Origin of the sequence: Actinomadura meridiana (assembly GCF_039537545.1) — a bacterium.
Taxonomy (GTDB): domain Bacteria; phylum Actinomycetota; class Actinomycetes; order Streptosporangiales; family Streptosporangiaceae; genus Spirillospora; species Spirillospora meridiana.
Window position 1 is genome coordinate 630,867 of record NZ_BAABAS010000004.1, and the last position, 11,533, is coordinate 642,399.

Here is an 11,533-nt window from a genome sequence, read left to right on the forward strand (position 1 = left end):
CCACCCTAAGTGGAGAAATCACCAGGTACACGTAAGGCCGCGCCCTCGGCGCGGCCTTTGGTGCGGTGTGGGTCAGACGTGGGTCAGACGTTGAAGCCGAGGGCGCGGAGCTGGTCGCGACCCTCGTCGGTGATCTTGTCGGGGCCCCACGGCGGCAGCCACACCCAGTTGATCTTGACGTCCTTGACCATGCCCTCCAGCGCGCTGTGCGCCTGGTCCTCGATCACGTCGGTGAGCGGACAGGCGGCGCTGGTGAGGGTCATGTCCAGGGTGGCGACCTCGTCGGTCAGGGTGACGCCGTACACCAGACCCAGGTCGACGACGTTGATGCCGAGTTCGGGGTCGACGACGTCCTTGAGGGCTTCGAGGATGTCCTCGTCGGGGACGGCGCCGCCAGCGACCGCACTCTCGGGAACGGCGCTGTCAGGGGCGACGCTGTCGGGAGCGGCGGTCTCGGTCGGTTCGCTCATGATGCTCTACCTCTCTGGGTGGCGACCCCCGGACCCCCGGGCGCTCCGCCCGAAGATCCTCGCTTCGCTGCGGTCATCGGGCCTCGCCCAGGGCGCGGGCTGTCGCGTCCTTCCACGCCATCCAGGCGAGCAGGGCGCACTTGATGCGGGCCGGGTACTTGGAGACCCCGGCGAAGGCGATGGCGTCCTCCAGGACGTCCTCGTCGGGTTCGATGTCCTGGCCGCGCGACTGCATCAGCGTGAGGAACTCCTCGCCGACCGCCATCGCCTCCTTGACGGACTTGCCGATGACCAGGTCGGACATCACCGAGGCGCTGGCCTGGCTGATGGAGCAGCCCATCGCGTCGTAGGACACGTCGGCGACCGTGGCGGCCTGGCCGTCGCCGTCCAGGTGGACGCGCAGCGTCACCTCGTCGCCGCACGTCGGGTTGACGTGGTGCGCCTCGCCCTCGAACGGCTCCCGCAGCCCCTTGTGATGGGGGTTGCGGTAATGATCCAGGATGACCTCCTGGTACATCCCCTCAAGATGCATGGCGTCCTTTCCGAACTCTTTCGCTACAACAGGGCGGTTCCCGGTGCTGTTCCTCAGGTGGTGCCGAAGAACTTCTGGGCCTGCCTGATCCCGTCGGTGAGCGCGTCCACGTCGCCGAGGGTGTTGTAGAGGTAGAACGTCGCGCGGGTCGTCGCCGGGATCGCGAAGCGGCGGCAGATCGGCCACGCGCAGTGCTGGCCGACGCGGACCGCGACGCCCAGGTCGTCCAGGACCTGGCCGACGTCGTGCGGGTGGATGTCCTCCACGGTGAACGACACGGCGCCGCCGCGCGCCTCCGTGGTGCCGGGGCCGATGATCCGCACCCCGGGGATCTCGGCGAGCCGTTCTAGGGAGTAGCCGACGAGGGCCTCCTCGTGGGCGTGGATCCGGTCCATGCCGATCTCGGCGAGGTACTCGCAGGCGGCGCCGAGCCCGATGGCCTGCGCGGTCATCGGCACGCCCGCCTCGAACCGCTGCGGCGGCGGCATGAACGTGGTCTCCTCCATGTGGACGACCTCGATCATGGATCCGCCGGTGATGAACGGCGGCAGCGCGGCCAGCAGCTCACCCCGGCCCCACAGCACGCCGATGCCGGTCGGGCCGAGCATCTTGTGGCCGGAGAACGCCAGGAAGTCGGCGCCGAGCGCGGCGACGTCCACCGGCTGGTGCGGCACGGCCTGCGCGGAGTCGAGCAGCACGAGCGCGCCGACGGCGTGGGCGCGCGCCGCGATCCGCTCGATCGGCGGGACGGTGCCGAGCACGTTCGACTGGTGCGTCAGCGCCACGATCTTGGTGCGCTCGTTGACGAGGTCGTCGAGGTGCTCCAGGTCGAGACGGCCGTCGTCGGTGATGCCGAACCAGCGCAGCGTCGCCCCGGTCCGCCGGCAGAGCTGCTGCCACGGGACGAGGTTGGCGTGGTGCTCCATCTCCGACACCACGACCTCGTCGCCGGGGCCGACCGCGAACCGCTCGGCCTCGGGGCCCGCGGTCGCGGCGTTGCTCATCGCGTACGCGACCAGGTTGATGGCCTCGGTGGCGTTCTTGGTGAACACGACCTCGGAGGGCGACGCGCCGATGAACCGGGCGATGGACGCGCGGGCGTTCTCGTAGGCCTCCGTGGCCTCCTCGGCGAGCTGGTGCGCGCCCCGGTGCGGTGCCGCGTTGTGCCGCTCGTAGAACTCCCGCTCGGCCTCCAGGACGCGGACGGGCTTCTGCGACGTCGCGCCCGAGTCGAGATACACCAGAGGGCGCCCGCCGCGAACCGTGCGCTGAAGCAGCGGGAAGTCCTTCTTCAGCTCCTCCGGCAGCAGGTTCATAGGGACGCGCCCGCCTTCACATACTTCTCGTACCCCTGGTCCTCAAGCTCGTCGGCGAGTTCGGGGCCGCCCTCGGCGACGACGCGGCCGGCCGCGAACACGTGCACGAAGTCGGGTTTCACGTAGCGCAGGATGCGCGTGTAGTGGGTGATCAGCAGGACGCCGGTGTCACCCGCCGCGAACCGGTTCACGCCCTCGGCGACGACCTTGAGCGCGTCGACGTCGAGGCCGGAGTCGGTCTCGTCCAGCACGGCGACCTTCGGCTTCAGCATCTCCAGCTGGAGGATCTCGTGCCGCTTCTTCTCGCCGCCGGAGAAACCCTCGTTCAGGCTGCGCTGCGCGAACGCCGGGTCGATGGCCAGGGCGTCCATCGCCTGCTTCATCTCCTTGGAGAACTCGCGCAGCTTCGGGGCCTCGCCGCGCACGGCGGTCACGGCGGAGCGCAGGAAGTTGGAGACGGACACGCCGGGCACCTCGACGGGGTACTGCATCGCGAGGAACAGCCCGGCGCGGGCGCGTTCGTCGACGGACATGGCGAGGACGTCCTCGCCGTCGAGGGTGACGGCGCCGGACGTCACCTCGTACTTCGGGTGCCCGGCGACGGCGTAGGCGAGGGTGGACTTGCCGGAGCCGTTCGGGCCCATGATCGCGTGGGTCTCGCCCGCCCGCACGGTGAGGTCGACCCCGCGCAGGATCTCCTTCGACCCGTCGGAGCCGTCGCCGACGGAGACGTGAAGGTCGCGGATCTCAAGGGTGGCCATGGTGCTTCTAGTCCTTAGTCGAATGTATGTGTCAGTCGTCGGCCGCGAGCGAGACGTAGACGTCGCCGTCCTCGACCTTGACCTTGTAGGTGGCGACCGGCTGTGTGGCCGGCGGGTTGGTGGGCTTGCCCGTGCGCAGGTCGAAGCACGACCCGTGCAGCCAGCACTCGATCGTGCCGTCGTAGATCTCCCCCTCGGAGAGGGACACCTCGGCGTGCGAGCAGATGTCGCTGAGGGCGTAGAGGTCCTCGCCGCTGCGCGCGACCGCGACGGGCGTGTCGTCGACCTCGACGGCGATGGCCCCGTCCACCGGGACCTCGTCCAGCGCGCAGACCTTGACGTACGTCATCCACGCGCCCCCGTGTCGGCCGCGCCCGTGTCGAGCTCGGCCTCGATGGCCTCGCGCACCTTCTCGCGCACCTCGGCGACCTCGATGCGCTCGACGAGCTGGCCGAGGAAGCCGCGCACGACCATGCGGCGCGCCTCGTCGAAGGTGATGCCGCGGGCCTGGAGGTAGAACAGGTGCTCGTCGTCGAGGCGACCGGACGCCGAGGCGTGCCCGGCCCCGGCGACCTCACCGGTGAGGATCTCCAGGTTGGGGACGGAGTCGACCCGCGTCCCGTCGGTGAGGACGAGGTTGCGGTTCAGCTCGTAGGTGTCGGTGCCCTCCGCCTCCGCGCGGATGATCACGTCGCCGATCCAGACGGCGTGGGCGTCCTGGTCCTGGAGGGCGCCCCGGTAGTCGACGCGGCTGCGGCAGTTCGGGACGGCGTGGTCGACGAGGAGCCGGTGCTCCAGGTGCTGGCCGCCGTCCGCGAAGTACACCCCGTACAGCTCGGCGTCGCCGCCGGGCCCGTCGTAGGAGATGGACGGCGAGATCCGCACGACGTCGCCGCCGAGCGACACGTTGTGCGACACGAACCGCGCGTCGCGGCCGAGCCGGGCGTGCTGGTGGGAGACGTGCACGCTGCCGTCCGCCCAGTCCTGGAGGCTGATCACCGACAGGCGGGCGCCGTCGCCGACGATGAACTCGACGTTGTCGGCGTAGGTCGCGGCGCCCCGGTGCGCCAGCACGAGGGTGGCCTCGGCGAACGGCTCCACGATCACCGTGGTGTGGCCGTAGGCGGCGGCCCCGCCGGGCGACAGGGCGTCCTCGCCGTGGATCCGCAGCACGGTCGGCGCCGACGCGACGGCCTCCTTCGGCACGGTCACGACGGTCGCGTGCGTGAACGCCGTCCACGCCTGCGCGCTGACCCGGTCGGACGGCACGTGGGCCGTCCCGAGGCGCGGGTCGTCGCGGTCGACGGTCTCGACCGTCACCTCCGGCGCCGCCTCCGCCTCGACCAGCACCTTGCCGCCCTCGTCGGCGGTGCCGTTGTGCAGGCCGCGCAGGCGGCGCAGCGGCGTGAACCGCCACTCCTCCTCGCGGCCCGTCGGCACGTCGAAGTCGCCGAGGTCGAACGACGCCTTCCGGTGCAGCGTCGAGAGAGGCTTGGTGTCGAGCCCCATCAGCCGACGGCTCCTTCCATCTGAAGCTCGATGAGCCGGTTCAGCTCAAGGGCGTACTCCATCGGCAGCTCGCGCGCGATGGGTTCGACGAACCCGCGCACGATCATCGCCATCGCCTCGTCCTCGGTGAGGCCGCGGCTCATCAGGTAGAACAGCTGCTGCTCCGACACCTTGGAGACGGTGGCCTCGTGGCCCATCTCGACGTCGTCCTCGCGGACGTCGACGTAGGGATAGGTGTCGGACCGGCTGATCTGGTCGACGAGCAGCGCGTCGCACTTCACCGTGGACTTGCTGTGCTCGGCGCCCTCCTGGATCTGCACCAGGCCCCGGTAGGACGTGCGGCCGCCGCCGCGCGCCACCGACTTGGAGATGATGCTGGAGGAGGTGTTGGGCGCGGCGTGCACCATCTTGGCGCCCGCGTCCTGGTGCTGGTCGGCGCCCGCGAACGCGATCGACAGGGTCTCGCCCTTGGCGTGCTCGCCGAGCAGGTACACCGCCGGGTACTTCATGGTGACCTTGGAGCCGATGTTGCCGTCGACCCACTCCATGGTGGCGCCCTCGTAGGCGACGGCGCGCTTGGTCACCAGGTTGTAGACGTTGTTGGACCAGTTCTGGATGGTCGTGTAGCGGACGCGGGCGTCCTTCTTCACGACGATCTCGACGACGGCGGAGTGCAGCGAGTCCGACTTGTAGATCGGAGCGGTACAACCCTCGACGTAGTGGACGTACGAGCCCTCGTCGGCGATGATCAGCGTCCGCTCGAACTGCCCCATGTTCTCGGTGTTGATCCGGAAGTAGGCCTGGAGCGGGATCTCCACGTGCACGCCCGGCGGCACGTAGATGAACGAGCCGCCCGACCACACGGAGGTGTTCAGCGCGGCGAACTTGTTGTCGCCGACGGGGATCACCGAGCCGAAGTACTCCTGGAAGATCTCGGGGTGCTCGCGCAGGCCGGTGTCGGTGTCGAGGAACAGGACGCCCTTCTCCTCAAGGTCCTCGCGGATCTTGTGGTAGACGACCTCCGACTCGTACTGCGCGGCGACGCCCGCGACGAGGCGCTGCTTCTCCGCCTCGGGGATGCCGAGCTTGTCGTAGGTGTTCTTGATGTCCTCGGGAAGTTCCTCCCAGGACCCGGCCTGCTGCTCGGTGGACCGGACGAAGTACTTGATGTTGTCGAAGTCGATCTCCGACAGGTCGGACCCCCAGGTGGGCATCGGCTTCTTGCTGAACAGCCGCAGGCCCTTGAGGCGCAGGTCGAGCATCCAGTCGGGCTCGCCCTTCTTGCCCGAGATGTCGCGGACGACGTCCTCGTTCAGACCGCGCCGCGCCGAGGCCCCCGCCTCGTCCGAGTCGGCCCAGCCGAACTTGTACCTGTCGAGCCCTTCCAGCTCAGGGTGGGCTGCCGTAGTCATAGGGAGGTCCCTCCGGACTCCTCGTCATGTGTCTCTGTCTCCTCGTCGCCACCGCCGCACAGGGAGCGGGGGCTGACGTGGGTCGTGCATATCCCGTCGCCGTGGGCGATCGTGGCCAGCCGCTGGACGGTCGTGCCCAGCAGGCGGCTGAACGCCTCGGTCTCGGCCTCGCACAGCTGCGGGAACTCCGCGGCGACGTGCGCGACGGGACAGTGGTGCTGGCACAGCTGCTCGCCGCCGCCCGGCTGGGGCGCCTTGGCCGAGGCGGCCGCGTAGCCGTCGGCCGACAGCGCCTCGGCGAGCGTGCGGGCCCGCTGGTGGGGCGGGGCGTCCTGCACGACGGGCCGGTAGCGGCGCTCCAGGTCGGCGATCTGGCGCCGGGCGAACTCGGCGACCGCGTGGTCGCCCGCCGTCTCGGCGATGAACCGCAGCGCGCTCGTCGCCAGGTCGTCGTAGGCGTGCACGAACGCGCTGCGCCCGGCGTCGGTGATGGCGAACCACTTGGCGGGACGTCCCCGGCCGCGCCGGGTCTGCGGCGTCCGTGCCTTGCGGACCTCGATCATGCCGTCGGCGAGCAGGGCGTCCAGATGGCGGCGGATCGCGGCGGGCGTGAGACCGACGCGCTCCCCCAGTGTGGACGCCGTGACCGGCCCGTGTTCGAGGATCAGCCGGGCGACCCGGGCGCGGGTGTCGCGCTCGGCCCTACCAGGCGTGGAGGGCGTGCCGAAGGGCCGCGCGGTGGCGGCCTCCGTGCTCGTCCGATCCTCGCTCACGTTTTTCACAACATCAGTGTGCCGTAATTCCTTCCCGCCAAACACCGCTTTCCCGATGTCGTGCCTCACGCAGGTAAGCCTTACCTAAGCTTGGCTTCCGCCCGGTGCGACGCCGCGCGGCAGGAGCAGCACCGGGCACGGCGCGGCCCGGACGATCTTGCCGGAGCTCTCCCCGAGGAAGACCGTGCGCAGCGGCCCGTCGTGGCTGGACTGGCAGGCCAGGATCTCGCCGGGCAGCATATCGACGGTGCCGAGGGTCTTCGCGACCCCGGTCCCGACCACCGCCAGCCGCTCCACCGACGTTCCGCCGGGAGACCGCGCCAGAAGCCCGGCGGCATGGTCCAGGTCGGCGTCGGCCTGGGCGACCTGGCGGTCCAGGACGTCGCCCACGTTCCTGAGCTTCGCCGCCAGGCCCGGCGGGCGCAGCACGAGGGTGAGCAGCCGCAGCGGCACACCCAGCGACCCGGCGATCTCGGCGACGGCCGTCAGCGGGCCGTCCGAGGCGCGGCGCCGCCAGTACGCGACCGTCAGGCGGTCGAACCCTCCCGGCGGGTCGTCGGCGTAGCCGCGCGGGGCGAGCAGGACGGGGACGGGCGAGCCGTGCAGGAGTTGGTCGGCGGTGCTGCCGATGGCGATGCGTCCACGCCGCCCGCGCGGCGCCGACCCGGCGACGATGAGGCCCGCGTCGACGTCCCCGGCGACCTCGATGAGGCCCCGCCCGCTGCCCCGGTGGGAGTGGACGCGGAACGTCACGGCGGTCTCGGGGACGCCCGCCTCGGCGAGTTTCGCGGCGGCGTCGTCGAGCGCCGCCCGCGACTCGGCCCGGAGATAGGCGACCCATTCGGCGTCGACCGAGCCGGGTCCGCGCGCGGGCCACGGCGGCGGGTGGACGTTGGTGACCACGAGCCGCGCGTCCAGGACACGCACGAGCAGGGCCGCCAGCGCCAGCGCGTCGGCGCCCCGGTCGTCGGGACAGTAGCCGACCAGGACCCTCATGCCGTCCCCCTTCCCGAGGAGGGAGCGGCCAGGCGTGAGTGGCGGCGACCGTACAGGAAGTAGGCGACCAGACCGACGAGGCTCCACAGGGTGAACACCAGCCAGGTCACGCCGCCGAGGCCGACCATGAGATACACGCAGAACGCGACGCCGAGCAGCGGCGTCACCGGGTACAGCGGGGTGCGGAAGCTGCGCGGCAGGTCGGGCCGGGTCCGGCGCAGGACGATGACGCCAACGCTGACCAGCGCGAACGCGAACAGGGTGCCGATGCTGGTGGCGTCCACGAGACGGCCGAGCGGGATCGCGGCGGCCAGGACCGAGATGAACGCCGCCACGATGATCGTGTTGGCGACGGGCACGCGACGCCTCGGGCTCACCTTCTGGAACACGTCCGGGATGAGCCCGTCGCGGGACATCGCGAACAGGATGCGGGTCTGCCCGTACATGACGGTGAGGACGACGCTGGCGATGGCGACCACCGCGCCGAGCGACAGGATCATCGAGGGCCAGGAGCGTCCGGTCGCCTCGTCCAGCACCTGCGCCAGCGACGCCTCGGCACCGGACAGCGAGAACCGCTCCCAGTGCATGGCGGCGACGGCGGCGAGACCGACCAGCACGTAGACGGCGGTCACGATGGCCAGTGACAGGATGATCGCGAGCGGCAGGTCGCGGCGCGGGTTCTTCGCCTCCTCGCCCGCCGTGGAGGCGGCGTCGAACCCGATGTAGGAGAAGAAGACCTTGGAGCCCGCCGCGCTGATCCCCGCCCAGCCCATCGGCGCGAACGGGCTGAGGTTCCCCGAGTCGAACGCCGTGAACGCGACCGCGCAGAAGAACAGCAGCACGGCGATCTTGAGGAAGACCATGATCGTGTTGGCGGTCGCGCTCTCGGACGTCCCGCGCAGCAGCAGGAACGTCGCGAACAGCACGACGACCACGGCCGGGAGGTTGATCCAGCCGCCGTCGCCCGGCGGGGCGCTCAGCTCGACGGGGATCGTGAACCCGGCCGCGTCGTCGAAGAACTCGTTGAGGTAGGAGCCCCAGCCGACCGCGACGGCCGACACCGACACGGCGTACTCCAGCAGCAGGCACCAGCCGCACACCCACGCGACCAGCTCGCCGAGCGTGGCGTAGGCGTAGGAGTACGACGAGCCGGAGACGGGGATCGTCCCGGCCAGCTCCGCGTACGACAGGGCGGAGAACAGCGCGGTGACGGCGGCGAGGACGAACGACAGCACGACCGCGGGCCCGGCCTTCGGCACCGCCTCGCCGAGCACGACGAAGATCCCGGTGCCGAGGGTGGCGCCGACGCTGAACAGGGTGAGCTGGAGCAGGCTCATCGTCCGCTTCAGCTCGCCGCCCTCGCCGTGCCCGCCCTCCGCGACGATCCGATCGACGGGTTTGGTGCGCAGCAGGCTGCGGGCGAACGAGACCGGCCGGGCCCCCGTCCCGGCGGTCACAGGGTGCTCGCCAGCGGCCAGGTCGCGTTGGGGGTGACGATCGTTCCGGCGGCGCCGTCGAGGATCTCGACGCACTGGTCGAGCCGTCCGATCGCGGCCATGTCGCCGGTGCGCTCGACGAAGCCGGCCACCGCCTCCACCTTCGGGCCCATCGACCCGGCGGGGAACTCCTCGGCGCGCAGCTCGTGCGGGGTCGTGTGGCCGATCTCCTCCTGGTCGGGGGTACCGAAGTTCCGCATGACGCGCGGGACGTCGGTGAGGATCAACAGCGCGTCCGCGTCCATGCTCTCGGCCAGGACGGACGCGGTGAGATCCTTGTCGATCACCGCCTCCACGCCCTGGAGGCGCCCGACGTCGTTGCGGAACACCGGGATGCCGCCGCCGCCCGCGCAGACCACGACCGTGCCGAGCCGGACCAGCTCCCTGATCAACCGGGTCTCGATCACCCGCTGCGGGCGCGGGGACGGGACGACGCGCCGCCAGCCGTCGCCGTCCTGCCGGACCGTCCAGCCGTACTCGGCGGCGAGCTTCTCCGCCTCCTCCTGGTCGTAGACCTGGCCGACGAACTTGGTCGGGTTCTGGAACGCCGGGTCGACCGCCGACACCAGCGTCTGGTTGATCATCGCCATGACCTGGCGGCCGGGCAGCGCGTTCTGCAGCGCTTGGAGCATCCAGTAGCCGATCATGCCCTGGGTCTCGGCGCCGATGGTGTCGAGGGGGTAGGGGCGGGTCAGGTTCGGGTCGTTGACGCTCTCCAGCGCCAGCACCCCGACCTGCGGCCCGTTCCCGTGCGTGACGATCAGCTCGTGCCGTTCGGCGAGCGGCGCCAGCGCCCGCACGGCCCGGTCGACGTTGCCGCGCTGCGGCCCGGCGTCCGGTGTCTCGCCCCGCCTGACCAGTGCGTTTCCGCCGAGTGCGACGACGACCCGCATGTCAGGCGTCCCGTTCGATCGGGCAGCTCATGCAGCGCGGTCCGCCACGTCCGCGGCCGAGTTCGCTGCCCCGGATCGTGATGACCTCGATCCCGTTGCGGGTCAGATGGTTGTTGCTCGTGGCGTTGCGTTCGTAGGCGATGACCACGCCGGGAGAGACCGCGAGGACGTTGGAGCCGTCGTCCCACTGCTCGCGTTCGGCGGCGAACACGTCCTGCGTCGGGGTGAGGACCTTGATGTCGTCCAGGTCGAGCGCCGCCGCGATGGCCCGGTTCATGTCCTCCGGCGGATGGTCGGTGATCTTCAGTTCCTTCTCGGTGTCGCCTGGCTCGATCGTGTAGGACGGCAGCGTCCCCATCCCCGCGTACGTGGTGAACACGCCGTGGTCGACCATCGTCATGACGGTGTCCAGGTGCATGAACGCCCGCTTGCTCGGCATCCGCAGCGCGACGATCCGGTCACAGGCCCCGGCGGCGAACAGCGACTGGGCCAGCATCTCGACGGCCTGCGGCTGCGTCCGCTCGCTCATCCCGACCAGGACGGCGCGGTTCCCGATGACCAGGACGTCGCCGCCCTCCAGCGTCGCCGGGGCCATCTCCATGCCCCGGTTCCAGACGCGGAAGCCGTCCGGGCCCGGCCTGCCGTAGCCCTCCGCGAACAGCGGATGCCACCGGTAGATCGCCTCCATGTTCACCGTCTCGCGCATCCGGGCCTTCATGCGCATCGTGTTGATCGACACGCCGTCGTAGATCCAGCAGGACGTGTCGCGGGTGAACAGGTGGTTCGGCAGCGGCGGCAGGACGAACCCGTCCATCGGCATCGAGTGGAACGCGATCGACGCGGGCTCCGGCATCCGCTCCAGCAGCTCCCGCTTGGTGATGCCGCCGACCAGGAACGAACTCAGCTCCGCCGCGTCCATCGCGTCGAAGCAGTTGCGGATCGGGTCGACGGCGAGCGGCCCGAACCAGTGCGGGTCGACGACCGCGTCGAGGATGTGCACGCGGGCCTCAAGGTTCTCGACCGTCTCTCGCAGCAGGTCGAGCACCAGGTACGTCCGGACGCCCCGCGCGCGCAGCACGTCCTCGAACTCCTCGTGCTCCTCCACGGCCCGCCTGACCCACAACACGTCGTCGAACAGCAGACCGGCGGCGTTCGACGGGGTCAGCCGCTTCAGCGACAGCTCGGGCCGATGCAGCAGCACCCCCCGAAGCCGCCCCACCTCAGAATCGACATGAAACGCCATCCCCCACCTCCTTGGGACCCGGCGACGGTGGCGGGCCCCAGGTCGCCGGGCGCGGCGCGGCGACAGGCCGTCAATTCCCCCGGCCCGCGCGGGCGAAACTAGATCCACTTCCGTCCGGCGTCCCGGCGGGGA

General features: G+C 70.6%; 12 protein-coding genes. All 12 read right to left on the reverse strand.

The genetic code is table 11. From position 1 onward, the window contains the following. Positions 1-83: 83 nt before the first annotated feature. Positions 84-470 carry a metal-sulfur cluster assembly factor gene (locus tag ABD808_RS07030; protein ID WP_344891610.1) on the reverse strand — a complete coding sequence of 129 codons (387 nt, stop codon included), beginning with the start codon at positions 468-470 and terminating at the stop codon, positions 84-86. A gap of 73 nt (positions 471-543) precedes the next feature. Further along, positions 544-1,002, reverse strand: a complete 459-nt coding sequence (gene sufU, locus ABD808_RS07035; RefSeq protein WP_344891613.1) for a Fe-S cluster assembly sulfur transfer protein SufU — start codon at positions 1,000-1,002, stop codon at positions 544-546. Positions 1,003-1,055: 53 nt separating this feature from the next. Beyond that, the gene (locus ABD808_RS07040; protein ID WP_344891616.1) at positions 1,056-2,318 is read right to left on the reverse strand and encodes a cysteine desulfurase; all 1,263 of its coding nucleotides are present in this window, start codon (positions 2,316-2,318) and stop codon (positions 1,056-1,058) included. Then, positions 2,315-3,079, reverse strand: coding sequence for a Fe-S cluster assembly ATPase SufC (sufC, locus tag ABD808_RS07045; protein ID WP_344891619.1), 765 nt, complete (start codon positions 3,077-3,079; stop codon positions 2,315-2,317). The genes ABD808_RS07040 and sufC overlap by 4 nt, the downstream gene beginning before the upstream one ends. A gap of 31 nt (positions 3,080-3,110) precedes the next feature. Next, positions 3,111-3,428: a non-heme iron oxygenase ferredoxin subunit gene (locus ABD808_RS07050; protein WP_344891622.1), complete on the reverse strand. Its 318-nt coding sequence runs from the start codon at positions 3,426-3,428 to the stop codon at positions 3,111-3,113. Beyond that, a complete protein-coding gene (sufD, locus tag ABD808_RS07055) occupies positions 3,425-4,588 on the reverse strand; it encodes a Fe-S cluster assembly protein SufD (protein WP_344891625.1) in 1,164 nt (387 codons plus the stop codon). The genes ABD808_RS07050 and sufD overlap by 4 nt, the downstream gene beginning before the upstream one ends. Beyond that, complete coding sequence (sufB, locus tag ABD808_RS07060; RefSeq protein WP_344891628.1) at positions 4,588-6,000, reverse strand: Fe-S cluster assembly protein SufB; 1,413 nt, start codon at positions 5,998-6,000, stop codon at positions 4,588-4,590. Before sufB ends, sufD begins: the two co-directional genes overlap by 1 nt. Beyond that, positions 5,997-6,773, reverse strand: coding sequence for a helix-turn-helix transcriptional regulator (locus ABD808_RS07065; protein WP_344891631.1), 777 nt, complete (start codon positions 6,771-6,773; stop codon positions 5,997-5,999). Before ABD808_RS07065 ends, sufB begins: the two co-directional genes overlap by 4 nt. Positions 6,774-6,857: 84 nt before the next feature. After that, positions 6,858-7,769: a universal stress protein gene (locus ABD808_RS07070; protein WP_344891634.1), complete on the reverse strand. Its 912-nt coding sequence runs from the start codon at positions 7,767-7,769 to the stop codon at positions 6,858-6,860. Beyond that, positions 7,766-9,226, reverse strand: coding sequence for an amino acid permease (locus tag ABD808_RS07075; protein WP_344891637.1), 1,461 nt, complete (start codon positions 9,224-9,226; stop codon positions 7,766-7,768). The genes ABD808_RS07070 and ABD808_RS07075 overlap by 4 nt, the downstream gene beginning before the upstream one ends. Next, on the reverse strand, positions 9,223-10,158 hold the full coding sequence (gene arcC / locus ABD808_RS07080) for a carbamate kinase (RefSeq protein WP_344891640.1): 936 nt from the start codon (positions 10,156-10,158) through the stop codon (positions 9,223-9,225). The genes ABD808_RS07075 and arcC overlap by 4 nt, the downstream gene beginning before the upstream one ends. 1 nt (position 10,159) lies before the next feature. After that, positions 10,160-11,401 carry an arginine deiminase gene (locus tag ABD808_RS07085; protein WP_344891643.1) on the reverse strand — a complete coding sequence of 414 codons (1,242 nt, stop codon included), beginning with the start codon at positions 11,399-11,401 and terminating at the stop codon, positions 10,160-10,162. Positions 11,402-11,533: the final 132 nt, after the last annotated feature.